Raw genomic sequence first — 23,686 nt, forward strand, 5'->3', positions numbered from 1 at the left:
GTATTACATATCACAGTTAGAGTCGTGAAGAAGGAACGGGAACCAGCGGGCGCAAAAAAAAACGAAGACGGGCTACTCTATCTCGCGAATAGTGATTTCTCCGTAACTCTGTACGGTAACCTCGTAGTCGAGGATGGTGAAGATGACTTTTCCACCCATACGTGGAGAGCCGTCGTGTTTGTCGCTAAATAGGTTGTCGAGTGCGTCAGGGTCGATCACGTCGTATAGCGGTACGCCGATCTCCGCTGGATCGACACCGGCAACGTCGGCGAGTGCCATGACCACCGCCGTGCTTAGTTGCTCCCCGTCCGCATAGCTGGTGTATCGGTTCGGTTGTGCTGTACTCGTGATGACGGCACCGTCGTTACTGTCGTTGATGTTCCCGTTCATAGGTGTGTACCTCTCGAACACTGCAACACTCGTTCGAATCATTCAGAGGGTTGTGACGGGTGCATATAAAAATTACCGTGTTCTTTTGAAACTGTTGGAATTATATTATCAATTGCTGTCTAACAGGTCTCGGGCATAGGCGCGGTCGTGATTGATTGCCCGTTGATGACCACCTATGGTCGTTGCTGTGCGATTTCGAGGACGGATGTCGAAAGTAGATCGACCCCGATTCCGAGGCTGTCCTCGTCCACGTCGAACGTCGCGGTGTGGTGGCCGCCCGGGTGATCCGTTCCGACGCCGACGTACGCCGCGAGACCGCCGTTGTCCTGAACCTCCTGCATCAGATACGTGGCGTCCTCGCTGCCGCCGAGCGTATCGCGCCGGATCGGGTTATCGACGCCAGTCGTGTTCAGGGAGACGTCGTGGATGATGTCGACCAATCCGTCATCGCTCACGGCGCTCGGCGCTTCACCCTCAGAGCTCAGTTCGACCGAACAGCCGTGCATCGCCGCCGCGTTTTCGAGGACACGGACGGCACGTTCCTTCATGTAGTCCTTGAGTTCGGTCGTCTCGCCCCGCACCTCGCCGTCGATGAAGGCCCCCTCCGGGATGATGTTCGTCGCGGTGCCGCCGCCGACCTGTCCCGCGTTGATCCGCGTCGGGCCGTCCTCGTGGCGCGGAATGGCGTAGAGGTTCTGAACGGCGGTCGCCATCGCCTGGATCGCGTTCTCGCCCGCGTTCGGTTGGCCGCCAGCGTGGGCCGGTTGGCCGGTGAACTCCGCGAGGAAGTGATCCACCGCGAGGAAACCGCCCACACCCGCGACGACTTCGCCGGTCGGGTGATCGAGGCCGATGTGCACCGCCAGCAGGTAGTCCACGTCGTCCAAATGGCCGCTCTTCGCCATCGGTTTCGCCCCGGCGACCATCTCCTCACCCGGTTGGAAGAAGACCTTGAACGTCCCCTCGAAATCGCTGTCCTTGATCGCCTCCAGTACACCGATTCCCATCGTGATGTGCGAATCGTGCCCGCAGGCGTGCATCGCGCCCGGGTGCTCCGAGCGGAAGCCTTCGGCGGCAGGAACGTGGTCGTCGTCCGTCGATTCCTCGCGAATCAGGCCGTCGATGTCCACGCGCAGGGCGACCGTGGGTCCCTCGCCCCGTTCGAGGACGGCGACCGCGCCCGTGTTGCCGCCTTCGAGCCGTTCGAGAACGTCCTCGCGTGCCCCCGCCGCACGAGCCTGTTCGTACCACGTTTCGAGTTCGTCGTCGTCCGGGACGGCCATACGCTCCTCCTGAGCGAGTACCTCCGGCCCGACGTACAACTCGTCCACGCCGATTGATTCGAGTTCCTCGACGATCCGTGCGGTGGTGTAGAACTCGCGCCACGCCGGTTCGGGGTGGCGGTGAAGGTCGCGTCGGAGCGAGACGAGTCGGTCGCGGTGTTCCTGTTGACTCATAGCATGGGCCACGATTGCGGGGGTATTAAACACTCGAAAAGCGGCCAGGAGAACGTGTCGGAACCCCTCATATTATTGTTTGAGATCACGAATATTGCGGTATGAAACGGGTCCCCCAAGCCGTCCGGAAAGTCGTCTCCAGAATAACACGACCGTTCACGATTTCCGCCTGACGTCGCGACGTCTGCCAATTGTTACCGACTACATTTATACTACCCCGGTCGCTTGTCACAGGATGTCAGAGGGAAATACGAATGAGTACGCCAAGCGACGAGCGTGACGAAGAAGTCGAAGAAGAGTTAGCGCAAGCAGAACACGCACGACACGAATCCCGCATCGAGTTCTACGGCGGGACGGCGATGAGCGCGCTCCCCATCGGATTGTTCATCGTCTGGGCCGTGTTCCAGAGCGGGTTTCTCGGTATCGGAGACACATCGGGACTCGTCATCGGGATGCTCGTCTCGCTCATCGTCGGGATGTTCTTCGCGAAGGGCGACTGGAAGACGTACGCCAACACCATCTTCGAGGGGATGACCCAGCGCGTGGCCGCGACGGCCATCGTCGCGTGGCTCTGGGCCGGGATGTTCGCCCAAGTGTTACAGGACGGCAAGTTCGTCCAGGGACTCGTCTGGGCCGCCGAGACGCTACACGTCGGCGCGTCGCTGTTTCCGGCGGCGACCTTCATCCTCGCGGCGCTGTTGGCGACGGGCATCGGGACGGGATACGGGACGACCATCGCGTTCTCGGGGCTGTTCTTCCCCGCAGGACTCGTGGTCGGTGCCAACCCGGTGTTGCTGTTCGGCGCAATCCTGTCCGGCGCGGTGTTCGGCGACAACCTCGCCCCGGTCAGCGACACGACCATCGTCAGCGCGGTGACGCAGGACTCGGACATCGGCGGCGTCGTCGCCTCCCGCTTCAAGTACGCGCTCACCGCGGCGCTGCTCGCGCTCGTCGGGTACGTCATCGCCGGAATGATGATGGAGGGTGCGAACATCTCGGGGAACGTCTCGTTGAACAGCAACCCGGTCGGCCTCATCCACCTGGTCTCGATGGGCATCGTCATCGTGACGGCCATCTCTGGCCGCCACATCGTCGAGGCGATTTCGTGGGGACTCGTGTTCGCGGTCGTCATCAACGTCGTCACCGGTCTCGCGCCGGTTCAGAAGATGTTGGTGTTCTACGCGCCGAACAACGGCCCGCTGGCTAGTACCTTCGGGTTCCTACCGTTCGTTCAAACGGTCGCCGTGAACGCGGACAACGCGGGCACGGTCGGCGGAAGCCTCTACAGCGGCGCGTCAGGTTTCTTCCCGCTCATCGTATTGACCCTGCTCATCGTCGCGGGGGCACAGATCATGATCCGGGGCGGCGGCTTCGAGGCGCTCCAGAACTGGCTGTTGAACACCGTTGCGACCAACGTTCGGCGCGCCGAGACGACCATGGTGCTCGGGACGGCGAGCGTCAACGCCATGATCACCATCAACACCGCCGCCGAAATCGCCATCGCGCCGTACGTCGCCCGCATCGGGCAGCGGTTCAACATCAACGGCTACCGTCGCGCCAACATCCTCGACGCCAACAGCTCCGCCATGGGTTACATCTTCCCGTGGGGCGGCGGCGTCTTGGTCGGCTACGCGACGATGGTTCAACTCGTGGGCAGCGACCAGTTCGGTTGGTTCACGCGGTCGATGGTCGTCAGCCCCGCACACGTCTGGCCGTTCGTCTTCCAAGGCTGGTTCCTGTTCGCCGTGTTCCTCTTCTCGGCGCTCACCGGGTTCGGCCTCGAATACGTTTCCGACCGCCGTTCCGAGGAGGTGGCGCGGGTATGAGCCTCCTCGACAAGTATCTCGCGGGCTGGTCGTTCCGGACGAGCACCCCGACGTTCGAGGTCGGCGAGGAGATAGACGTCTACCTCACCGGTCAGCGCAACGGAACCGCGACAGCCCGAGTCGGCGACACCATCCTCCGAGTGGAGGGGGCACCACCGGGCAAGGTCGACGACCGCGTTCGACTTCGCGTCGAGGAGTTCGACGCGAACGAGCACCGAGGACGGGCGACGTTCGTCGAAACCATCGACGGGGAGTGAATCGACTCGGTTACGTCGAGGTAACCCCGTAACCGAGCGCTTACGGCCGGTTTATGCCTTCGAAAAGCCTCTTTTCGAGTACGTACCTTGGGGGGTGCGGAACGATGGAAACGGAAAACTCGATCGAGCTACCGGACGCGGGCGATTCGCGCCGGGAGTTCATGAAGAAAGGGCTGCTCACGGCGAGCGCGCTCGGCCTCGGAATAGCAGGGGTCGGGACGGCCGCGGCACAGAGTGAACGGAGCGTACTGGTGTATTTCGACGATTACGTCGCGGAATCGGAGTTTCGGGTCGTCTCGATGCTTCCGGCGACGATCACGGTTCGGATGTTGATGCTCCCAGGAGGGGGCGAAGCGCCCGAAATCTCGCAACCGGACGACTACAACGGCTACGCGATTCGGTACGTGCGGGGGACCAACGTCGCGGGTGCCTCCTACGTGTTCACGAAGGGGACGCTACGGGAGCGGACGAAGTATCGATTTTCGAACGACGCGGCGGTCTTCAGTAGCCGTCTCGGTCTCCTCGACACCACCGTCAACCGAAGCTAAGTCGGCGTCGAGGAACCGAGTCGCCACTATCCGTCGTCGATTCGAGTTGGAGGACGTTCGAGAATTCGAGAACCGAGAGAAACGAAAATCAGGCTTTGCCCATGCCCTGAATCTGTTCGAGTTCGACCTCGACGCGGATTCCGGGTGGGAAGTCCATCTGGGCGACGCGGCGGGACACGTCGTTGTGACCGACGATTTCCAGTCGTCGAGTGTAGACGGTGTAGTCCCAACTTCGGAACTGGCGTCCCTCCTCCCCGGAGAGCGTTTTATACTGTGGTACGCGGTGGTGTTCCGGCGGGTCCGAATGCGGGCCGCGCAAGTCCGCGCCTTTTCGTCCGGCGAGATTTCGAATGTCGGAAACGACATTGTCGAGAACGGGCCGGTTCCCGCTCTGTAGGAGTACTTTTGTGATGAAGGTCATGGCTAGCTCTGTAGGCAGTACACAATCCTGCTACGTAAAACGTCTGCTTCCGACTCGCCACTTTCCGCTTATATTTTGAGGGCATGTAATAAAAAAGGAGAGGATGAATTCAAAGCGCAGGACGGAGTAGACGGGAAAACGACTGTATTGCTTCGACATTCCTTTAATGGCTACCCGCGTACATGGACCCAATGGCAGTTAACGCTACGAGCGCGGGTGCGATCCTGTTCAGGGATACCCGTGGTCGACGAGAATACCTCCTCCTCAAAAGCCGTCCGGGCGATTGGGAGTTCCCAAAAGGCGGCGTGGAGGGCGACGAAGAGCTACAGCAAACGGCGATACGTGAAGTCAAAGAGGAGGCCGGAATCGAGGATTTTCGCCTCCTCGACGGCTTTCGCGACGACTACAGTTACGTCTTCGAGGCGAACGGGACGACGATCCACAAGACCGTCCACCTGTTCATCGCCAAATCGTACGAGGCCAGTGCGGAACTCTCGACCGAACACCGAGACCTGCAGTGGCGCGACTACGAACAGGCGATAAACACCATCACGCAGGACGGACCGCGTGACATCCTCCGGGATGCACACGAGTTCCTCGACGAGTACGACGACGACTGAAAAATCGAAATCGATTTTTTGGAAACTTACTGACGCCGAGCGAGCAGTGCGACTGCCGCAAGTGCGACGACCGAGACGCCGAGTCCGAAACCAGGCTGGCCACTGCTGTCCGAGGTCGTGGTGGTGCTGGAATCGTTGGCTGTCGTGGTGGTCGTCCTCTCGTGGTTCATGGTTGTCGTCTCGGAATCCAACCCGCTCGTCGTTTCGCGGGTGGTCGTCGAGTCGCCCTTCACTTCAAGGCCGCCGTAGCCGATCTTCGGGGCGTTCTTCCCGGTTCCGGCGTAGACGGTGAGTCCGTACATGTCCGGGGAGAACTCCGACTTCGTCTCGTTCTTGACGGTGAGTTCGTCGTCGCCGTTCACCGTCAGCGCCGAGCCGTCACCGCTTCCCGCCTTGGACGTGTCGAACACCAGGACGACGGTGCCGTCGCCGTTGCCGTCCGTGACGGTCGCGTTGAGTTTGTACTCCTTCGCGCCACCGCCGATCTGGACGGTTATCGCGTCGGCGTCTTTCAGGCCGAAACTCATCGTGACCGTTTCACCCTTCTGCACTTCGTACATGGAACGGTTGAACGTGACCGTGCTGTTCGCATCGTTCTCGAAGAGGTCGGGGGACTGTACCGCGGGGTTGTCCGTGTTCGTCGCGTTTCCGGCAGTCATCGCGGCGGCGGGACCGATGACCGAGCCGCTTGCGAGAAGCGAGACGAACACGAGGGCCGTGAGGGCGTTTCGTAGGTTCATATGTGTTGAATACCGGTAATCGTCCGGTTATACTCGTCAGCTGACGAGATTGATTTCACTTTCCCTTTATCCAACTAATGTTTTTTGATACGCCGTAGTCGAATCCCTTACCAACGTCGGGTGAGACGGGAGGGTATGGACGAATCGGAGTTCGTCTTCGAACTGCGAACCTGCCGATGGGCCGAGCGACGGTGGCCGCCCGGCGACAGCGAGCGTGCCGTCCTCGTCGCCCGGCAACTCGGCACGAAGCGTCGGCGATGGGACACCGTCGTCATCGAAGTCGATGCCGACGCGTTGGCCCGACGCGCGAACTTCGGTCGTGATCGATTGGACGGCGACATGCTACACCTCGTGAAACACGCCCCCGAAGAGTGGGAGTGGTACCGCGACGCCCTTCCCGACCCCGGCTATCCGTGGCGCTACGTGCGAGAGACGATTCACGAAGCGGACGACCGGGGAATCCTGGACGTCCGGAAGAACGGAAACCGCCTCGAAATCCGGCGGCGGTTCGTCTACCCAGACTGGGTTCGACGCATGGTCGCCATCGAGAACAAACCCGACCTGGACGCCAGTGCCGCACGGAACCTGCGCCCGCAGTTGGAGCGGGACGTCGCCCTCTCGCTGGCCGACGAGGTGTGGGTGGCGACGAACCGGACGGGGGAGCGCGTCGAACCGGCGTTACTCGAATCAATCCCGGTCGAAGCGGGAATCCTGACCTTCGACGGCCACGACGCCGACGTGGCGTGGTATCCCCGGACGCTCGACGTGAACGCGACCGGAACGCGAATCCTCGAACGCCCCGGCGGCGGGAAGTACGACCAGTCGGCGGCGCGGTTCGAGTACGTGTCCCCCGAGGAGAAACGGCGAAAACGACTCGCAATCGCGGAGCGGGCCTACGAACGCGGGTGGCGAACCTACACCCGGACCATGCGACCGGACTGTCGGCACTTCGAACTGCGGCGCGAGGACGAACTGGTGTTGCCGTACTGCGCCGCGAAAGCCTGCCATCAGACGGCGCGGGAGTGTTCTGGTCGCTGTCCGTCGTTCGAACCGGAGCCGCCAGCCTGGCGGCAGAAGGGATGGCCCATCGAGGGCGGGCCGGGGAAAGCGAACAAGCGTCTGCTCGAATCCCGTCGGGAGCGGTTTCGGCCGGGCGAGGCGAAACGGTAACCGTTAGCCCGACTCTTCGACCGTGATTTCGTCGCGCGCCACGGTCAGTTTGAACGTCGGAACGGTTCGGTAGACGACGTCCACGACGCCCTTTCGCTTCAGGCTCTGGAGCGCGGAGCGCACGTCGTCGACCTCGGGGTCGATATCGAACTCGTCACGGAGGCTGTGGAGAACGGCGACGACGCTCGACGACCGTTCGTCCGGACCGGGGACGACGTCGAACACCTGTTTCTGGAGTTTCGGGACGCGGACGACGCTCGGCACGTCGTCCTCCTCGTCGGCGACGACGCCGGGTTCCACGTCCACGAGGTCGTTCGCCTCGGTCGTCGCGCGGATGTAGCTGTTTTCGTCGCGGTAGTAGTACTCCTTGAGCTCGTTTTCGAGATATTGATGCACCTCGCTCCCGCTCTCCAACCCCCAGCGATCCTGGAGTTCGCTGTTCTTCGTGGGTTGAAGTTCGACCAAGTCCGCGAGTCGATCGCGGGCTTCCTCGGACAACGTCATTGTCGCGTGATTATGACGGGGGGTTATTTCCAACTTCCGGAGCGACGTGAATGACGATGAGGAAAGTGGTGGGATGGAAACAGATATGTTTTCTAGAAGTGGGTTTCTGTCCACTGAAGATGGGGATTTTCTGCCGTGAGTCAGTTTTCAGTGATGAGGAGGACCCAGAATGTCCTCGCCCGGTCCCGCAAGCGACGCAGGAGAGGGGGACGTTGTCGGAACTCGGTTCCGACTGAATTCGCTACGACGAGACTATTTTGGCTCTGACGAGAACGCAGCAGCGACGATGAAAATCTCGAAAACCCCCGCCACGCTCGCTACGGGTTGTGATTGGTTGGTGTGAAGTTGCAACTACTACAATGAAGACGTTGAAAGCCCCCGCTCGCGCACTGCTTGGTCGTCTCGCCGACCCCTCTCGAAGTAGTGAGCGACGAAGGAGCGAGCGGATGAGATATGTTGGCGAACGACCGCGAGCGTGGCGGGGGCTTTCGGGGTGGTCTGCTTCTCAGGAACTGCAATCACAAATCAATCAAGATCAATTCTGATTCATCGTAGCGAGTGGCGTGGGTTTCACCTACCAGTTGCTGTCCTCTTCTCGAAAACTCGTTCTCATCATCCATTTCCTCTCCGCCATCCGTCCGTAATGATTAACCGAACACCCCGAGAGGGTTCAGGCATGCCCGAATGGGACACGGTACGATACGACTTTTCGGACGGCGTGGCGACCATCACGGTGGACCGACCCGACCGACTCAACGCGCTGAACGTCGAGACGCTCCACGCGCTCCGGGGAGCGATTTCGGAGGCGGAGGCCGACGGTGCCCGCGCGCTCGTCCTGACGGGGGCTGGCGAGAAGGCGTTCATCGCCGGGGCCGACATCAGCTACATGAAGGACCTCTCGGTCACGGACGCACAGGAGTACGCGGAATTGGGACACGAGATTGCGGATTCGCTGGAATCGTTCCCCGCGCCGGTCATCGCGGGCATCAACGGCTACACGTTCGGCGGCGGGTGCGAACTCGCTCTGGCCTGTGACCTTCGGGTGGCGAGTTCGAACGCGGTCATCGGCCAAACGGAGATCGATCTCGGCATCATTCCCGGATGGGGCGGGACACAGCGCCTTTCACGCTTGGTCGGCGACGAGTTGGCGCGACGGCTCATCTTCTTCGGGGAACGAATCGACGCCCAAGACGCCAACGAGATGGGGTTGGTCGGTGAGGTAGTCGCGCCCGACGAACTGGACGACCGTATCGACGAGATGGCGACCGACCTCGCGGAACGCCCGGCGTACGCCCTCCAAGCCGCGAAAGAGGCACTGAATCAGGTGCAAGAGGGAACCCAGTCGGCCGGACTGCGCTACGAGCGTCGGCTCTGGAGTTCGTTGTTCGGCACGCACGACCAGCGGGAAGGGATGGCCGCGTTCGTGGAGGATAGGGAGCCGGAGTTCGAATAACGACGAATAATAATCGGACGAAAGTACTGTTTTCTCAGTCCTGCGGCGTGGGCTTGGCACCCGAGGACGGTTGGACCTGCTCGACCTGCGTGTAGACCAGGACGGCACCGATGGCCGCGAGCACGCCGCCGATTTCGAACGGCACCGGGAAACCGAACTTGACGAGGAATCCCGACGAGAGCGGGCCGATGGCGGTGCCGAGACCGAACGCCATCGTCAGCAAGGAGAGTTGCGTTCCGGACTGGCCTTTGCGTGCGATGTCGCCCGCCAACGCGAGCGCCGGGGCGAACACCAACGCGCCCGCGACACCTTGGGCGAGTCGCGCGATGAGCATCTGCATCGGGGTGGTCACGAAGCCCTGTACGATCGTCGCAGGGACGAGCAGGACGAGTCCGACGATGATGAACTGACGGCGGCCGTAGCGGTCGCTCGCGTGTCCGATGGGCGTCTGCAGGGCGACCTGTGCGAGGACGAACGCCGCGAACTCGATGCCGAACCAGAGTTCGTTCTGGTCGAGTCGTTGGTTGATGGTCGTCTCCAGCGTCGAGATCAGGGCGATACTGATGGCCATGAACAGCGAAGCGAGCGCGAGCGTGAAGATGGGATCGAGACCCCCGTGCGAGTCCAGAATCGAGATGGAAAAGTCGTCGGCCGCCTCGGCGTCGGTCGATTCGGGGTCGCTCACGAGGAGCGTGACGAGCAGGAAGCTGATGAGTGCCCCCGCCGAAGCGATGTAGAAGGCGGCTTCGAAACCGGTGATGTCGATGCCCGCGAGCTGATACGGTCCTTGGTGGACCAATGCACCGGCCGCGATCGGTCCCGCTCCGAACCCGAGCAGACGGAACGTGTTGAAGAGACCCATGTTTCCGCCCCGGTTTTCCTTCGACGCGAGGTCGTTGACGAGCGCGATGGTACACGGGATGGTGAACGCGACGCCGATTCCCTGCACCGCTCGGATGGCGATGAGAACTGGATAGCTGCTCGCCAGCGAGTACGAGAAGTTAGTCAGCGCCAGAATCGCCAACCCGAGCAGGATGAACACCTTTCGGCGCTCGGATTTGTCCGAGAGATAGCCCGCAAACGGTTGGGTGAAACTGTTCAAGAATCCGAACAGGGAGAGGACGATACCGGTGATGGCCGTCGCGGTCAGCCCGAACGCATCGCCGGTAATCACGCCACTGGTGATGTAGAGCGGCAGAACGACGATGAGAAACGAGTTCCCGGCCGAGTCGGCCATCCGCGCTATCGCCAGCGCTAGGACTCGTCTGTCGATATCGAACATTCGATACGAAATATCGGCCGCACGGTGAAGACAGTTGTGATGGCGGCGGTCCTGACATGAATTCGCCACACCGCCGTATGTAGGAATTAGATGCCTTCTATCCGCGAATTATTCGCTTCCGTGAGACGACAAAACCATGGTGTGTGATAACATCTAAGGACGACCCGACCGTCTATGTACCATGGCACAGAGAGTCAAGTACAACCGCGTCGAGACGGTGTTTCGGGAACTCTCCTATCCCATTCCGCGCGACGATGCGGCCGTGGAACTGGAAGAAACGATCCTCGTGCTCGCCGAGGGCGAGAGGAACCTCGGGGAACTCATCGCCGAAACCGATCAGTCGGAGTACGAGTCCGCTCGCGACCTCGAAGCCGAAATCAACAACGTCCTGCCGAGGGAGGCGGTCGGCGAACCGTACCAATCAGAAGGCGAGGGCTGATTCAGTGGATGGGAAAAAGCACGCGACTTAAATGGCCGCGTTTGTTAGTCCGGGACAACAATGGAGTTCTGTGACGAGTGCGGTTCCATGATGAAAGCGAACGACGGGTTCTGGGTCTGCGGGAGCTGTGGTCACGAAACGCCGCGCGGCGACTCATCGGAGTACGTCATCACCGAGGACCAGGAAGCCAGCGAGATCATCGAGAGCGGTGGCGGCAGCAACGGCCTGCCCAAAACCAGTGCACGCTGTCCCAGCTGTGACAACGACGAAGCCTACTGGTACCTCCAACAGATTCGCTCGGCCGACGAGAGCGAAACCCGATTCTTCGTCTGTACCGAATGTGAACACAAGTGGCGCGAAGACGACCACTAACGGCGCGATTTTCCGGGAGTCGGTTCTCCCATGCGTTTTCGACTGCAATTGAGAGGCTTCTGAGAAGGAGAGTACGAGTTCGATCCGTTCGGCATGAACGCCCAGCAACGTTTCGGACCGTCGTCACAGCAACTGTGCTGCCACGAACTCCGCCTCATCACCACCGCCGTCGAGGCCGTCCGTCAATCCTTAAGGCGAATCCCCACAACAGTTCAGGCAATGTTTGACGCGGACGACCTCGACAAAATCCGCCGGGGGAAAGACGAGTGGGAAGAAGAAACCCTCGACCCGACGCTGGAGCGCTTCGGCGAGCGAAAGGAGGAGTTCACGACCGACACGGACGGACAGACGGTCGAGCGACTGTACACGCCGAACGACATCGGCGACGCGGAGTACGACGAGGACATCGGCTATCCGGGTGAGGACCCGTACACGCGCGGGGTCTACCCGACAATGTACCGGGGGCGGTTGTGGACGATGCGCCAGTACGCCGGGTTCGGGACGGCGGAGGAGACCAACGAGCGCTATCACTACCTCATCGACAACGGCCAGACGGGGCTGTCGGTGGCGTTCGACCTGCCGACCCAGATGGGCTACACGTCGGACGACGAGATGTCGGCCGGGGAAGTCGGGAAGTCGGGCGTCGCCATCGACTCGCTGGCGGACATGGAGACGCTGTTCGACGGAATTCCGCTGGACGAGGTGAGCACGTCGATGACCATCAACGCGCCCGCGTCGGTGCTGCTGGCGATGTACATCGCGGTCGGCGACGAACAAGGCGTTCCGCGGGAGGAGCTCAGGGGAACGATTCAGAACGACCTGCTCAAGGAGTACATCGCGCGGAACACGTACATCTACCCGCCTGAACCGTCGATGCGCATCATCACGGACATCTTCGAATTCTGTGCCGAGGAGGTGCCGAAGTTCAACACCATCTCGATTTCGGGCTACCACGTCCGCGAGGCGGGCGCGACGGCGGCACAGGAACTGGCGTTCACGCTCGGCGACGGTATCGAGTACGTCGAGGCGGCACTCGACGCCGGGTTGGACGTGGACGACTTCGCGCCACAGCTTTCGTTCTTCTTCAACGCGCACAACGACATTCTGGAGGAAGTGTCGAAGTTCCGCGCCGCGCGGCGCATGTGGGCGAAAATCATGGAGGAGCGTTTCGGCGCGGAGTCCGAGAAATCCAAACAATTGAAATTCCACACCCAGACGGCGGGGTCGACGCTGGCCGCCCAGCAGATCGAGAACAACGTCGTCCGTGTGGCGTACCAGGCGCTCGCGGCGGTGCTCGGCGGCACGCAGAGCCTGCACACGAATGGGAAGGACGAGGCGCTGGCGCTCCCGACCGAAGAGAGCGTGCGAACCGCGCTCCGCACCCAGCAGATTCTGGCCCACGAGAGCGGCGTGGCGGACACCATCGACCCGCTGGCCGGGAGCTACTACGTCGAGGCGCTCACGGACGACTTGGAAGAAGAGGCGTTCGACCTGCTCGACACTATCGACGAGAAGGGCGGCATGCGCTCGGCCATCGAGAGCCAGTGGGTCCAGCGGCAGATTCAGGACGTGGCCTACGACCGCCAGCAGGAGATCGAGGCGGGCGAGCGAACCATCGTCGGCGTCAACGAATTCGAGGTGGACGAGGAGGCCGAGATAGACGTTCAGGAGGTGACCGCCGAAGACGAACGCCGTCAGATCGAGAACCTGAGCGAGATTCGGGACGAACGGGACGACGAGGCGGTCGAGGAAACGCTCGCCGCGCTCCGCGACGCGGCGGAGGGTGACGACAACCTCCTACCGTACATCGTCGACGCGGTGAAGGCTTACGCCACCGTCGGCGAGATATGTAACGTGCTCCGGGACGTGTTCGGCGAGTACCGGCCGGGCACGGCGATTTAATCGGGCGAATCGAACCCCCTCGACCCGTTCGAAAAGTGCTTGCTGAGTACCTCCTCAGTCGAGGTCGTCGGGCGAGAACGAGGAGGTAATGATCAAATCGGTGTACTCGCAGGTCTCGTGGCGAACCCGCTTGAGTTCCTGATAGGTATCGTCGTTGTACCACTCCTCGGCGGCTTCGACGGACGGGAATTCGAGGACGACGGTCAAGGAGTGGTCCCAGTCGCCTTCTATCACGTCGATGTCGGTCGATCCGACGAGTACCTCGCCATCGTGGTCCGCAACCGTCTCCCCGGCAGCGGGGAGGTACTCGTCCATGAAGCGGTCCACATCGGTTATTCCGTCGACGGCGATAACGTATCCCTTTCGTTGTGTATCGTGAGACATCCTTTTCCCCCACCGTCGGCCGATACCGAACTCCTCGGTCCGACGGACGCATACCATGACAACAGATGGCACGATGAACGTATGGGTACGGCCGTCCTGATTCGAGGAGAATAGGGAACGTGGTTCGCCGCTCAGACGTACTCCAGCAGCGCGTCGATGTCGTCCTCGGTATTGAAGACGTGTACCGAGGCGCGAACGGAGTTCCCGGGATACGGAAGCGGACGAATACGAACGTCCTCGTCGACGAGTCGTTCGACGAACTCGTCCGGGTCGTCCACCTCGAACGTCACCAGCCCGGATTCGTACTCGCGTGGGCTGAGCAACCGAACGCCGTCGGCGGCGACGAGCCCTTTCTTGAGTCGGTCGGTCAGTTCACGGATTCGACTCTCGATGGTTTCGTAGCCCAGTTCCTCGATGAGGTCGATGGCCTCCCCAAGCCCGGCGTACGGAGCGGGCGAGACGGTTCCGACTTCGAGTCGGCGCGCACCGGGTTCGTAGGAGAACGTCTCCGCGTCGGGGTCTTCGACGCTCCGGTAGCCGATGTGTGCGGGTTCGAGGTCAGTTTCCGCCCCGTCCCGGACGAAGCAGAACCCCGCGCCGAACGGTCCAAGCAACCATTTGTGCCCCGCTCCGGCGACGAAGTCAGCACCCCATTCGGTCACGTCGGTCGCCATCTGCCCCGGACACTGTACCGCATCCACGAGGACGAGCGCCCCCGCGTCGTGCGCGATGGACGTGAGTTCCTCGACCGGAAGCATCGTCCCGTGCGTCCACGTCAATGCACTGAAACAGAGGAGTTTCGCACCCGCGACTGCGTCCTTGACGGCGTCCGTATCGAGTCGCCCGTTCTCGCTTGCGAGGGTACGAGTCTCGACGCCGTGCCCTTCCAACCGCTTCCACGGGAGGATTCCCGCCGAGTGTTCGAGGTCGGTCCGAACGACCGTATCTCCCTCCTCCCAGTCGAGTGCGGCCGCGATTCGGTTGATGCCGTCGGTCGTGCTCTGTGTGAGCGCGATCTCGTCCGCCGACGCGCCGAGGTGGTCGGCGACGGTTTCCCGCGTTCGGTCGAACACGTCGAACGCCATCGGGTACATCCCCTCCGCGGCCGAGGCCTCGTACTCGTGGCGTTCCAGACAGGATTCGGCTGCTTCGACGACGCGAGTGGGACTGGGACCGCTCGCGCCCGTGTTCATGTACGTCGTGCGGTTCAATACCGGAATCTCCGAGCGAAGCTCCGTCGGCGTCATGGACCGATTCACGAAGCGAGGCGTGATAGTGCCTTTGTTGGCGGAAATCCCGCCGAGCGGATTCCTGGAACCAGCCATCGGACGACACTCGGGCGGCACTCGAACGGCCATCGAACAGCCATCGAACGGCGATTTCATCGAAGTTATCCGCTCCCGGAATGAGAATAGGATATGCAAATCGACCACATCGGTATCGCAACCGACGACGCCGCGGAACTCGCCGAAACCTACGAAGCGCTGTTCGACGCCCCGGTCGTCCACGAGGAGGTGTTCGACGGGATGTCCGTCGTCTTCCTCGACTTCGACGGGAGTTATTTCGAACTGCTCGAACCGCTCGAAGACGGCACGATTGCGCGGTACCTCGAACGGAACGGACCCGGAATTCACCACGTCGCGCTCGAAACCGACGACATCGAGGGCGCGCTCGAAACGGCCCGCGACCACGGCGTTTCCCTCATCGACGAGGAACCGCGACTCGGCGCGTGGGGTCACGACGTGGCGTTCCTCCACCCGAAATCGACGGGCGGCGTGTTGGTGGAGTACGTCGAGCACTGAAAAGGCGAAGCGGTCCGAAACGGCGATTCTATTTGAAGCGGAACGTTTCCAGGTTCTTCGGCGCGAACGTTCGGATGTTGAACTCGTGGTAGAGCGACGAGGAGAGGTCCTGGGTCGAACTCTCGTCACCGTGGACACAGAGGACCTTCTCGGGTCGCGGGTTCATCGTCTTGACGAAGTTCATCAGACCGGCGCGGTCGGCGTGGCCGGAGAAGCCATCGACCGTTTCCACGTCGAGTTTGAGGTTGAGCGTCTTGCTCCGGTTGCCGCGTCCGTTGAGCGGGATTTCGTCCCATCCGCTCTGGATACGGCGTCCGAGGGTACCCTGTGCCTGGTAGCCGACGAACACCATCCTGCTGTCCGGGTCCGGGCCGATGTGTTCGAGCCACGACATGATGGGGCCGCCGGTGACCATCCCGGACGTCGAGAGGATGATACACTGGTCGCCGTCCGCCACGTCCTGTCGTTCCTCCTCACCGCCGTCGATGTGGTTGAACTGCGGGGCGAGGAACGGGTTCTCGTTCTCGTGGAAGATGCGGTCCCGGAGATCATCACGCAGGTACTCGGGATACGTCGTGTGAATCGCCGTCGCCTCCCAGATCATCCCGTCGAGGTGGACGGGCATCTCCGGGATGTCGCCGTTGCGCATCGCCTCCTCGATGACGAGCATCATCTCCTGTGAACGACCGACCGCGAACGCGGGGATGACGACCTTGCCGCCCTTCTCGTACGTCTCGTTGATGACCCGCTTGAGTTTCTCCTCGGAATCCTTCTGGTCGGTCTGGTAGTCGTTGCGACCACCGTACGTCGATTCGAGGATGAGCGTCTCGACGCGCGGGAAGTCGTTCACCGCGCCGTTGAACAGGCGCGTGTCGTCGTAGTGGATGTCGCCCGAGAACGCCACGTTGTACAGTCCGTCGCCGATGTGGAAGTGCGTGACCGAGGAGCCGAGAATGTGGCCCGCGTTGTGGAACGTGAGTTTCACGTCGGGGGCGATGTCGGTCACGTCGCCGTATTCGAGCGGGATGGTGTGTTTGAGCGCTTCCCGAACCATTTCGCTCTCGTACGGTGGCACGCGGCCTTCCTTGGCGGCCACGTCGAGGTAGTCGAGTTGGAGCAGACCCATCAGGTCGCGGGTCGGCTCCGTCGTGTAGATCGGGCCGTCGTAGCCGTATTTGAACAGGAGCGGGATGAGCGCGCTGTGGTCCAGGTGAGCGTGGGTGAGCACCACCGCGTCGATGGTGGCCGCACCCGCACCGAGTGCCTCCTCGACTTGGAGGTACGGCACGTCGTCGGAACCTGGTTTGTCACCGCAGTCGATGAGGATACGCGTCTCGGGCGTCGAGAGGATGAAGCTCGCGCGTCCGACTTCTCGGCAGCAGCCGAGCGTCGTGATGCGAACCCACTCCTCGTTGCTCATCTCCTCGCGGTGAATCTGGCGACCGACCTTCTCCAAGATGTTGCGTCGGTCGTCGCGTTCCTGTTTCAGGAAATTCCTGACGTTGGAGACCGTCGAGGATTCGATCGGCGGCGTCCGGACGACTTCCGGCGTCCAGCCGACTTCCTGTGTGATTTCTCGGAGCGTACTGCCGTGTTTACCGATAACCATACCGGGTTTTTCGGCTTGAATGACGACTTCGCCGGTATCGGCGTGGAAATCGAGGTCGGTAACGCCCGCTTCCTCGGGGATAACGTCGAGGATTTCGCTACGAGCCGTATCGGGACGCGAAAGAACATCGGGGTCGGGACGAACCGTGATGCGCTTTCGCAGTTGGCTCGCCAACTTTCGGATGAGGTCGCCGTTGCGCGCGAACTTCTTCGGGTCACGCGTGTAGACGACGAGTTCCGGTCCTTCGTATTTGACGTCAGATACCGAAATGTCGCTCGGTAGTTCGCTCGTGATCGTTGCTTTGAGGTCTTCGAGTTGTTGCTCTACTTTACTCATGGTGAAAACAGTCCGCTTCGTCCGTTGAGAGAGCGAATGCTGTCGGTCCGGCGTATTTTGGATTGCCGCAGACGGCGGGGAAAACCACCGTGTTCACTACGACGTATACAGCACAGCATAGATTGTCTCGCTTGTTCTGCGGGATTGTCGGATACGCATGAATGCGCATAATGTGGTCCCGGTCTCCGAAAGCAATCTGCTCATGGATGACACAGGAAAACCCGCTTATCACCCACTAAACGGTGTGGTTATAAAAGCTTTCTCAAAACTCCTAAAGTGATCCTACACGACAGGTCCCCTATGCAACTCTCACCCGCCACGGTCGCCGACGAGTACGAATGGGTCCGCGAGCGGACCGAAGTCGTGGCGCTCATCAACGACGTCCGAGCGAACCTCGGCGAAGCGTTCGGAACGGACGTCGATTCGGTGTCAGAACCGCAGTACCGGACCGAAGTGGACGCCATCTTCGCCGACGGGGACCTCGCCGTGAACGTCGCCGCGCTCGTCGCCCTCCTCCGCGACCTCGACGTGCAGGAGGACTACCCCGGGTTCGTCGTGGACGAACTCCTCGGCCGGGAACTCGCCGGGATGATCGCCGGGAATCAACCGTTCCGACTGCTCGGCGAAGCCACGTTCCACTACGCGGACATCATGCACCATCTGGACGACGAGGAAGCGGGCAGGGACGACTTGGACGCCGCCCTCGCCGCCGGGTTTCAGACGCGACTGCCGGGGTGGGATTGGACGGAGGGAGAGAGTCCGTTTTCCGTCGATTAAGCGTCGGTGTTGGCCCGGAAAAAGCGGCCTCCGAGTGCGAGGTCGAAGCCGAACGTGGCTATCGTGAGTGCGCCGATGAAGCTCACCGCGAGCATCCACAGTCCGGCATCGACGCCGCTGAACAGGAACAGCGACGCGAGACAGACGTATCCCGCACCGGCGAGGCGATACCATTCGACGCCCCACGGCAGGTCGAAACTCGACAGGATCAACAGCACGCCAGCGACGAGGGCGACACAGAACTGCGCGAGTTGGCCCGTCGCGGACAGTTCCTGTAGTCCGAACACGGCGACCAACCCGACGTTTGCGACCAGCACGAACAACCCGAGCCACTTGTACCAGCGCCTCATCTCCCCGGCCGGTGCGGCCTCGATTGGAATTCCCATATTTATTTGTTGGATAATTGAATTCAAAAAGGTTCGCTCCACCAGCCGTCGGTTCGGAACCTTCAGTACGGTTCGCTGACAGTAGAGGGATATGCAACCCGCGACGCTCTGTTACCCGATTCGGGGCGACGAAATCCTCCTCATCCGCAAGAAGCGCGGCCTCGGCGAGGGCAAACTCGTCGGTCCAGGCGGAAAAGTCGAGGAGGGCGAAACGCCCCGCGAAGCCGCGGTACGGGAGGTCCAAGAGGAGGTTCGCGTGTCCGTCGAGAACCCGACCAAGGTCGGCGAGTTCGAGTTCGTCTTCGGGGAGCAGTCGGAGATGTTCGTCCACGTCTTCCGCGCCGAGGAGTTTTCGGGGACACCGCGAGAGACCGAAGAGGCGGACCCGGGATGGTTCGACGTCGATGAGATGCCCTACGACGAGATGTGGGAGGAAGACGAACTCTGGATGCCGTCTCTGTTGTCAGGCGAGACGTTTTCGGGGTGGTTCCGGTTCGACGAGGATGGGGACAAGATGGTCGAAGAGGAGTTGGAGACCGGCGTGGAGTTTTGACACGGAAGTTGAAAATTCGGCGGAGAGATCAGTTTGGGTATGATTCTGGTTTTGTCGTGATTGCATTAGCCGAGAGGACCACTTCTCAGTAACTGCAATCACGACAAAACCGAAACCACCCCGACTCACCTCCCCGTGTCGTTGCTTCAGGACATTTAAGACCGCATCCGGACTGGGTAGGAGTAATGAGCAACGACGATCAGGAACTCGGCATCACCGAGTCCAAATCGTACAGTCCCGGCGACTGGTACGCCGAAGTGGTTCTGAAGGCGGGTCTCGCCGACTACGCGCCGATGGGCGGTTTCATCGTGACCCGACCCCGCGGCTATGCCCTCTGGGAGGGCCTGCAGGACCGCCTCGACGGCTGGTTCAAGGAGACGGGCGCGCAGAACGCCTACTTCCCCGCGCTCATCCCCGAGAGCTACCTCGAACGCGAGAGCGACATCGTGGAAGGGTTCGACCCGGAAGTCGCGTGGGTGACCCACGGCGGACACGACGAACTCGACGAGCGTCTCGCGTTCCGCCCCACCAGCGAGAGCATCATCACGCCGTTCATGAGCCAGTGGGTCCGGAGCCACCGCGACCTGCCGCTCCGACTCAACCAGTGGTGTAGCGTGATCCGATGGGAAGCGACGGATACGAAGCCGTTCTTCCGCACGAAGGAGTTCCTCTGGCAGGAGGGTCACACCGCACACGAGACCCGCGACGAGGCGTGGGACGAGACGATGACCCGACTCGACCAGTACCAGCGAGTCTTCGAGGAGGTGCTGGCGATTCCGGTCATGCCCGGCCGCAAGCCCGAACACGACAAGTTCCCCGGTGCGGACACCACGACGACCGTCGAGGCGCTCATGCCCGACGGCAAGTCGGTGCAGGGCGCGACGAGCCACTACCTCGGGCAGGGCTTCGCGGAGGCGTACGACCTCTACTTCACCGACGAGAACGAGGACGAGCGTGTGGCCCACACCACCTCGTGGGGACTGTCGTGGCGCGCACTCGGCGCGCTCATCATGACCCACAGCGACGAGCAGGGCTTCGTCTGCCCGCCCACGCTCGCGCCCGAGCAGGTCGTCATCGTCCCCATCTGGCAGGAGGAGAACCGCGAGGAAGTGCTCTCGTACGCCGAGGGCATCGCGGAGGACCTCGAAGACGCGGGCGTCCGCGTCGAACTCGACGACCGCGACGAGCGCAACCCCGGCTTCAAGTTCAACGAGTGGGAACTCAAGGGCGTCCCCGTCCGCTTCGAAATCGGCCCGCACGAGGTCGAAGACGACGAGATCACGGTCGTTCACCGCCCCGACGGCGAGAACGTCGTGGAGGACCGCGCGGGCATCGCCGAAACCATCGAAAACCACTTCGACGTCGTGTTCGACAAGATGTACGAGGCGGCCGAGGAGAACCTGGAGGAGAACGTCCGCGAGGCCGACTCGCGCGCCGACATCCTCGGCACCATCGGCCAGCACGGCGGCTACGTGAAGACCGCGTGGTGTGGCGACGAGGACTGTGAGACGGAGATCAAGGACCAGATTTCGGCGGAAATCGTCATGGTGCCACTCGACCGAGACGAGGAACCCTGCGGCGACGAGTGTTCCATCTGCGGCGACGAAGCGGAGGAGACGGCGTACTTCGCGAAGTCGTACTGAACGGAAGTTCGTTTTTAGCTCACGTCCACGCGCTTGAACCGCCAGTAGCCGAACGCGAGCGGCAACACCAACCACAGGGCGAGAATCACGAACGCGAACCAGTTATCGAGATAGAACGGGACGTGCCCGCCGATGACCGTGTCGGCCATGCTCTTCGCGGCTTCCGTCGTCTGCTGGGCCTCGTTTCCGCTCCCGTTCGACGTGATGGCGTAATCCTTGTTCATGGGAGCGACGATTTTGGCGGCGATACCGTAGGCGTTCTTCGGGTTGAGGCGCTGAAGGAGGTAGTACCACGCCGGAAACTTTCCGCCGCTCGTCCCGAGGTCAAACAACAACGCGATGCCCGTCGTCACGATACTCCACAGCAGTTCGAAGAGGAAGAACAACCCTATCGCGCCCGCCATCGCCCGCGACCGTTTCGCGGTCATGGCCGACAGGCCGATGGCGATAGCCACGAAGACGAGCCCTAACAGGAACGTGAGCAATCCCATCAGGAGGAGTTTCACGACGGGAAATGTCCCGTAATAGACGACGAGGACGACGGCAGCGCTCGCGAAAGCGACGACCGTCGCAACCGCGACGACGGCCGTTCGACCGACGAGTTTCCCGAGAACGAGATCGAGTCGGCTGTGCGGTAGCCCGAGCAGGAGTTTGATGCTCCCCGACTCGCGTTCACCCGCGATGGAGAGATACGCCACGACGATGGCCGCGAGCGGAACGATCAGGCCCGCCGGTACGTCGAGAAACCTGACGGCCGCGTTCGCCGACAGATCCTCGAAGGCTAACTGAATGCCGTACAAGCCACCCGCGGTAAAGACGACGAACAGGACCGTGATGACCCACAACGTCTTCGAACGGACGGCGTCCTCGAAATCCTTGCGCGCGATGACGATCCAACTCATGCGTGGGCCACCCCACTGTGATCGATAGCGGCCGTCGAGTTCGGTACGTTCATGACGAGCACTTTCTCTCAGCCCCATTTATAGTTTGACGAGAATTTCGTCTGGAGAGATACATCCTCGACGGGATGAGTCGAAACGGACCGACCGGAATCGGGTAGCCAGCCACCGACCGTGACATGTGAACCTTGGATTAGATAGTCGCGCGCGTGTAAGCAGTTACCATGCCGAAGTACGTCACGCTCGACGACACGTACGAAACGACCCGTGAGAACTTCTCGTGGGACCTGCCTGAGTCGTTCAACATCGCGGACGACCTGCTCCGGAAGCACGACGACCCGAAGGGGTCGGTGGCGCTGTTCCAAGCGTACCCCGACGGGCGACGGGAGACGTACACGTTCCACGACATCGACGTGCTGTCCAACCGTGTTGCGAACGCCCTGTCGAACCTCGGCGTCGGGTTCGGCGACCGGGTAGCGGTCGCCGTTCCGCAGAAACCGGCCAACCCCATTACCCATCTGGCGTGCTGGAAACTCGGCGCGATATCGATACCGCTGTCGGTGCTGTTCGGGTCCGAATCGCTCGGCTACCGACTCGACGACAGCGGCGCGATGGTCGCCGTCGTGGACGCATCGGTCCGACCGACGCTCGCGGACGTCCGGGACGACTGTCCGAACCTCGACCACGTCGTCGAGGTGGACGGCGACGCCGAGGGTGATGCAATCGACTTCGAGGACCTCCTCCGAGATGGAGCACGCTCGTTCGAACTCGCCGAGACGACGCCGGAGACGCCCGCCATCGTCATGTACACGAGCGGGAGCACCGGACCGCCGAAAGGTGCGCTCCACGGACACCACGTCTGGATCGGCCATTGCCCGACGTACTCGATGGTTTTCGAACGGGATGTGGTCGGAAAGACGGTGGCGTGGACGCCCGCCGATTGGGCGTGGATCGGCGCGCTCGGCGACCTGCTGTATCCGTCGTGGCACTACGGCCGCCCCGTCGTCGGCTATCCGATGGGGAAGTTCGACGCCGAAGAAGCGTTCGAAATCGCGGAGGAGTTCGGCGTCACGGACGCGTTCATCCCGCCGACGGCCATCCGCATGATGATGGAGGTGTCCGACCCGACCGACGCCTACGACCTCGACCTCGATTCCATCAGTACCGGCGGCGAACCGCTGACCCCGGAAATCCTCGCGTGGGCCGAGGAGGAACTGGCGGGCGTCACGGTGAACGAACTGTACGGCCAGACGGAGGCGAACCTGCTGGTCGCCAACTGTCACGACTGGTTCGAGGCGAAACCGGGGAGCATGGGAAAACCCGTTCCGGGCCACGACGTCGCCATCGTGGACCCCGAGATTGGGACGGAACTACCCCGCGGCGAGGTCGGCCAGATAGCGGTCCGAAACCCCACCGAACCGGCGATATTCGAGGAGTACTGGAACGCTCCCGAGAAAACCGAGTCGGTTCGCGTCGGAGACTGGCACCTCACGGGAGACCTCGCGGTGCAGGACGAGGACGATTACATCTGGTTCAAATCGCGCGACGACGACCTCATCATCACCAGCGGCTATCGGGTCGGCCCCGGCGAAATCGAGAAGGCGATTCTCGAACACCCGTCCGTCGAACAGGTGGGCGTCGTCGGCATCCCGGACGAAACGCGCGGCGAGATAATCGCGGCGTTCGTCCAACCCACCTCCGGCGTCGATGGGGACGAGTCGCTCCGGGAGGAGATACGCACCCTCGTCCGAAACGACCTCGCGGCGTACGAGTATCCCCGCCGAATCGAGTTCGTCGCCGAACTCCCACAGACGACGACCGGCAAGATCCAGCGCACGGATTTACGGGGTCGAGCGACCGAGGAGTAGATCCCCACCGCTATTGATATTCATTCACATACGTATCGATCAGACCGC

The 23,686-nt window shown here is 61.7% G+C and carries 25 protein-coding genes; 14 read left to right on the forward strand and 11 right to left on the reverse strand.

All coding sequences use genetic code 11. The features are described from left to right. Positions 1-72 precede the first annotated feature (72 nt). Positions 73-390: a HalOD1 output domain-containing protein gene (locus tag NKF25_RS10145; RefSeq protein ID WP_253226557.1), complete on the reverse strand. Its 318-nt coding sequence runs from the start codon at positions 388-390 to the stop codon at positions 73-75. A 173-nt stretch (positions 391-563) separates the two neighbouring features. Further along, on the reverse strand, positions 564-1,847 hold the full coding sequence (locus NKF25_RS10150) for an amidohydrolase (RefSeq protein ID WP_253226558.1): 1,284 nt from the start codon (positions 1,845-1,847) through the stop codon (positions 564-566). Positions 1,848-2,101: 254 nt separating this feature from the next. Between NKF25_RS10150 and NKF25_RS10155 the strand changes: the two genes are divergently transcribed. The 3 genes from NKF25_RS10155 (at position 2,102) to NKF25_RS10165 (ending at position 4,478) form a co-directional block, all read left to right on the forward strand. Further along, a complete protein-coding gene (locus tag NKF25_RS10155; protein ID WP_253226559.1) occupies positions 2,102-3,673 on the forward strand; it encodes a Na+/H+ antiporter NhaC family protein in 1,572 nt (523 codons plus the stop codon). Continuing rightward, complete coding sequence (locus NKF25_RS10160) at positions 3,670-3,930, forward strand: hypothetical protein (protein ID WP_253226560.1); 261 nt, start codon at positions 3,670-3,672, stop codon at positions 3,928-3,930. The genes NKF25_RS10155 and NKF25_RS10160 overlap by 4 nt, the downstream gene beginning before the upstream one ends. A gap of 104 nt (positions 3,931-4,034) precedes the next feature. Continuing rightward, positions 4,035-4,478, forward strand: a complete 444-nt coding sequence (locus tag NKF25_RS10165; protein WP_253226561.1) for a hypothetical protein — start codon at positions 4,035-4,037, stop codon at positions 4,476-4,478. Positions 4,479-4,566: 88 nt separating this feature from the next. On the opposite strand, the gene NKF25_RS10170 is transcribed toward NKF25_RS10165, so the two are convergent. Further along, positions 4,567-4,899 (reverse strand): uS10/mL48 family ribosomal protein, encoded by a 333-nt coding sequence (locus tag NKF25_RS10170; RefSeq protein WP_253226562.1) that lies wholly within the window; start codon positions 4,897-4,899, stop codon positions 4,567-4,569. Positions 4,900-5,090: 191 nt separating this feature from the next. Between NKF25_RS10170 and NKF25_RS10175 the strand changes: the two genes are divergently transcribed. After that, on the forward strand, positions 5,091-5,519 hold the full coding sequence (locus NKF25_RS10175; protein WP_253226563.1) for a bis(5'-nucleosyl)-tetraphosphatase: 429 nt from the start codon (positions 5,091-5,093) through the stop codon (positions 5,517-5,519). A 26-nt stretch (positions 5,520-5,545) separates the two neighbouring features. Here the strand turns inward: NKF25_RS10175 and NKF25_RS10180 are convergent, their stop codons facing one another. Beyond that, positions 5,546-6,259 (reverse strand): PGF-CTERM sorting domain-containing protein, encoded by a 714-nt coding sequence (locus tag NKF25_RS10180; RefSeq protein ID WP_253226564.1) that lies wholly within the window; start codon positions 6,257-6,259, stop codon positions 5,546-5,548. 135 nt (positions 6,260-6,394) lie between these two features. On the opposite strand from NKF25_RS10180, the gene NKF25_RS10185 reads away from it, so the two are divergent. Beyond that, complete coding sequence (locus NKF25_RS10185) at positions 6,395-7,429, forward strand: DUF5787 family protein (RefSeq protein ID WP_253226565.1); 1,035 nt, start codon at positions 6,395-6,397, stop codon at positions 7,427-7,429. Positions 7,430-7,432: 3 nt separating this feature from the next. Here NKF25_RS10185 and NKF25_RS10190 read toward each other — a convergent pair whose 3' ends face one another. Then, positions 7,433-7,933 (reverse strand): DUF5797 family protein, encoded by a 501-nt coding sequence (locus NKF25_RS10190; RefSeq protein ID WP_253226566.1) that lies wholly within the window; start codon positions 7,931-7,933, stop codon positions 7,433-7,435. A 676-nt stretch (positions 7,934-8,609) separates the two neighbouring features. Between NKF25_RS10190 and NKF25_RS10195 the strand changes: the two genes are divergently transcribed. After that, the gene (locus tag NKF25_RS10195) at positions 8,610-9,386 is read left to right on the forward strand and encodes an enoyl-CoA hydratase-related protein (RefSeq protein WP_253226567.1); all 777 of its coding nucleotides are present in this window, start codon (positions 8,610-8,612) and stop codon (positions 9,384-9,386) included. Between the two features lie 34 nt (positions 9,387-9,420). Here the strand turns inward: NKF25_RS10195 and NKF25_RS10200 are convergent, their stop codons facing one another. Further along, entirely contained in the window at positions 9,421-10,668 is a 1,248-nt protein-coding gene (locus NKF25_RS10200) for an MFS transporter (protein WP_253226568.1), read from the reverse strand. A 181-nt stretch (positions 10,669-10,849) separates the two neighbouring features. Between NKF25_RS10200 and NKF25_RS10205 the strand changes: the two genes are divergently transcribed. The 3 genes from NKF25_RS10205 to NKF25_RS10215 all read left to right on the forward strand — a co-directional run bounded on the left by NKF25_RS10205 (position 10,850) and on the right by NKF25_RS10215 (position 13,381). Further along, positions 10,850-11,107, forward strand: coding sequence for a hypothetical protein (locus tag NKF25_RS10205; RefSeq protein ID WP_253226569.1), 258 nt, complete (start codon positions 10,850-10,852; stop codon positions 11,105-11,107). Between the two features lie 60 nt (positions 11,108-11,167). Beyond that, positions 11,168-11,479: a transcription factor S gene (locus NKF25_RS10210; protein WP_066144032.1), complete on the forward strand. Its 312-nt coding sequence runs from the start codon at positions 11,168-11,170 to the stop codon at positions 11,477-11,479. Between the two features lie 219 nt (positions 11,480-11,698). After that, a complete protein-coding gene (locus NKF25_RS10215; protein WP_253226570.1) occupies positions 11,699-13,381 on the forward strand; it encodes a methylmalonyl-CoA mutase family protein in 1,683 nt (560 codons plus the stop codon). Between the two features lie 54 nt (positions 13,382-13,435). Here NKF25_RS10215 and NKF25_RS10220 read toward each other — a convergent pair whose 3' ends face one another. Together NKF25_RS10220 and NKF25_RS10225 are read right to left on the reverse strand one after the other, a co-directional pair. Next, a complete protein-coding gene (locus tag NKF25_RS10220) occupies positions 13,436-13,765 on the reverse strand; it encodes a DUF1330 domain-containing protein (protein ID WP_253226571.1) in 330 nt (109 codons plus the stop codon). A gap of 131 nt (positions 13,766-13,896) precedes the next feature. Beyond that, positions 13,897-15,012 (reverse strand): aminotransferase class V-fold PLP-dependent enzyme, encoded by a 1,116-nt coding sequence (locus tag NKF25_RS10225; protein ID WP_253226572.1) that lies wholly within the window; start codon positions 15,010-15,012, stop codon positions 13,897-13,899. A gap of 171 nt (positions 15,013-15,183) precedes the next feature. Here NKF25_RS10225 and mce point away from each other — a divergent pair, with 171 nt between their 5' ends. Beyond that, a complete protein-coding gene (gene mce / locus NKF25_RS10230; protein ID WP_253226573.1) occupies positions 15,184-15,567 on the forward strand; it encodes a methylmalonyl-CoA epimerase in 384 nt (127 codons plus the stop codon). A gap of 28 nt (positions 15,568-15,595) precedes the next feature. Here the strand turns inward: mce and NKF25_RS10235 are convergent, their stop codons facing one another. Then, positions 15,596-17,512 (reverse strand): beta-CASP ribonuclease aCPSF1, encoded by a 1,917-nt coding sequence (locus tag NKF25_RS10235; RefSeq protein ID WP_253226574.1) that lies wholly within the window; start codon positions 17,510-17,512, stop codon positions 15,596-15,598. Positions 17,513-17,812: 300 nt separating this feature from the next. Between NKF25_RS10235 and NKF25_RS10240 the strand changes: the two genes are divergently transcribed. Then, positions 17,813-18,289, forward strand: a complete 477-nt coding sequence (locus NKF25_RS10240; protein WP_253226575.1) for a hypothetical protein — start codon at positions 17,813-17,815, stop codon at positions 18,287-18,289. Here the strand turns inward: NKF25_RS10240 and NKF25_RS10245 are convergent. After that, positions 18,286-18,675 (reverse strand): hypothetical protein, encoded by a 390-nt coding sequence (locus tag NKF25_RS10245; RefSeq protein WP_253226576.1) that lies wholly within the window; start codon positions 18,673-18,675, stop codon positions 18,286-18,288. The two genes, NKF25_RS10240 and NKF25_RS10245, sit on opposite strands and share 4 nt — an antisense overlap. Positions 18,676-18,766: 91 nt before the next feature. Between NKF25_RS10245 and NKF25_RS10250 the strand changes: the two genes are divergently transcribed. Both NKF25_RS10250 and proS read left to right on the forward strand, forming a co-directional pair. Then, positions 18,767-19,228 carry an 8-oxo-dGTP diphosphatase gene (locus NKF25_RS10250; protein ID WP_253226577.1) on the forward strand — a complete coding sequence of 154 codons (462 nt, stop codon included), beginning with the start codon at positions 18,767-18,769 and terminating at the stop codon, positions 19,226-19,228. Positions 19,229-19,413: 185 nt separating this feature from the next. Continuing rightward, positions 19,414-20,871: a proline--tRNA ligase gene (proS, locus tag NKF25_RS10255; RefSeq protein WP_253226578.1), complete on the forward strand. Its 1,458-nt coding sequence runs from the start codon at positions 19,414-19,416 to the stop codon at positions 20,869-20,871. A 14-nt stretch (positions 20,872-20,885) separates the two neighbouring features. On the opposite strand, the gene NKF25_RS10260 is transcribed toward proS, so the two are convergent. Next, positions 20,886-21,773: an ABC transporter permease subunit gene (locus NKF25_RS10260; RefSeq protein ID WP_253226579.1), complete on the reverse strand. Its 888-nt coding sequence runs from the start codon at positions 21,771-21,773 to the stop codon at positions 20,886-20,888. Positions 21,774-21,994: 221 nt separating this feature from the next. Here NKF25_RS10260 and NKF25_RS10265 point away from each other — a divergent pair, with 221 nt between their 5' ends. Continuing rightward, positions 21,995-23,638, forward strand: a complete 1,644-nt coding sequence (locus tag NKF25_RS10265; RefSeq protein WP_253226580.1) for an AMP-binding protein — start codon at positions 21,995-21,997, stop codon at positions 23,636-23,638. Positions 23,639-23,686: the final 48 nt, after the last annotated feature.

This window comes from Haladaptatus sp. AB643 (assembly GCF_024136975.1).
In the GTDB taxonomy this organism is placed as follows: domain Archaea; phylum Halobacteriota; class Halobacteria; order Halobacteriales; family Haladaptataceae; genus Haladaptatus.

Coding starts and splice junctions, on each gene's coding strand:
- NKF25_RS10150 (WP_253226558.1), bottom strand. CDS start 1,847: ATGAGTCAACAGGAACACCGCGACCGACTCGTCTCGCTCCGACGCGAC.
- NKF25_RS10145 (WP_253226557.1), bottom strand. CDS start 390: ATGAACGGGAACATCAACGACAGTAACGACGGTGCCGTCATCACGAGT.
- NKF25_RS10245 (WP_253226576.1), bottom strand. CDS start 18,675: ATGGGAATTCCAATCGAGGCCGCACCGGCCGGGGAGATGAGGCGCTGG.
- NKF25_RS10250 (WP_253226577.1), top strand. CDS start 18,767: ATGCAACCCGCGACGCTCTGTTACCCGATTCGGGGCGACGAAATCCTC.
- NKF25_RS10265 (WP_253226580.1), top strand. CDS start 21,995: ATGCCGAAGTACGTCACGCTCGACGACACGTACGAAACGACCCGTGAG.
- NKF25_RS10240 (WP_253226575.1), top strand. CDS start 17,813: ATGCAACTCTCACCCGCCACGGTCGCCGACGAGTACGAATGGGTCCGC.
- NKF25_RS10195 (WP_253226567.1), top strand. CDS start 8,610: ATGCCCGAATGGGACACGGTACGATACGACTTTTCGGACGGCGTGGCG.
- NKF25_RS10190 (WP_253226566.1), bottom strand. CDS start 7,933: ATGACGTTGTCCGAGGAAGCCCGCGATCGACTCGCGGACTTGGTCGAA.
- NKF25_RS10200 (WP_253226568.1), bottom strand. CDS start 10,668: ATGTTCGATATCGACAGACGAGTCCTAGCGCTGGCGATAGCGCGGATG.
- proS (WP_253226578.1), top strand. CDS start 19,414: ATGAGCAACGACGATCAGGAACTCGGCATCACCGAGTCCAAATCGTAC.
- mce (WP_253226573.1), top strand. CDS start 15,184: ATGCAAATCGACCACATCGGTATCGCAACCGACGACGCCGCGGAACTC.
- NKF25_RS10155 (WP_253226559.1), top strand. CDS start 2,102: ATGAGTACGCCAAGCGACGAGCGTGACGAAGAAGTCGAAGAAGAGTTA.
- NKF25_RS10225 (WP_253226572.1), bottom strand. CDS start 15,012: ATGACGCCGACGGAGCTTCGCTCGGAGATTCCGGTATTGAACCGCACG.
- NKF25_RS10160 (WP_253226560.1), top strand. CDS start 3,670: ATGAGCCTCCTCGACAAGTATCTCGCGGGCTGGTCGTTCCGGACGAGC.
- NKF25_RS10170 (WP_253226562.1), bottom strand. CDS start 4,899: ATGACCTTCATCACAAAAGTACTCCTACAGAGCGGGAACCGGCCCGTT.
- NKF25_RS10185 (WP_253226565.1), top strand. CDS start 6,395: ATGGACGAATCGGAGTTCGTCTTCGAACTGCGAACCTGCCGATGGGCC.
- NKF25_RS10210 (WP_066144032.1), top strand. CDS start 11,168: ATGGAGTTCTGTGACGAGTGCGGTTCCATGATGAAAGCGAACGACGGG.
- NKF25_RS10215 (WP_253226570.1), top strand. CDS start 11,699: ATGTTTGACGCGGACGACCTCGACAAAATCCGCCGGGGGAAAGACGAG.
- NKF25_RS10260 (WP_253226579.1), bottom strand. CDS start 21,773: ATGAGTTGGATCGTCATCGCGCGCAAGGATTTCGAGGACGCCGTCCGT.
- NKF25_RS10175 (WP_253226563.1), top strand. CDS start 5,091: ATGGCAGTTAACGCTACGAGCGCGGGTGCGATCCTGTTCAGGGATACC.
- NKF25_RS10235 (WP_253226574.1), bottom strand. CDS start 17,512: ATGAGTAAAGTAGAGCAACAACTCGAAGACCTCAAAGCAACGATCACG.
- NKF25_RS10205 (WP_253226569.1), top strand. CDS start 10,850: ATGGCACAGAGAGTCAAGTACAACCGCGTCGAGACGGTGTTTCGGGAA.
- NKF25_RS10180 (WP_253226564.1), bottom strand. CDS start 6,259: ATGAACCTACGAAACGCCCTCACGGCCCTCGTGTTCGTCTCGCTTCTC.
- NKF25_RS10165 (WP_253226561.1), top strand. CDS start 4,035: ATGGAAACGGAAAACTCGATCGAGCTACCGGACGCGGGCGATTCGCGC.
- NKF25_RS10220 (WP_253226571.1), bottom strand. CDS start 13,765: ATGTCTCACGATACACAACGAAAGGGATACGTTATCGCCGTCGACGGA.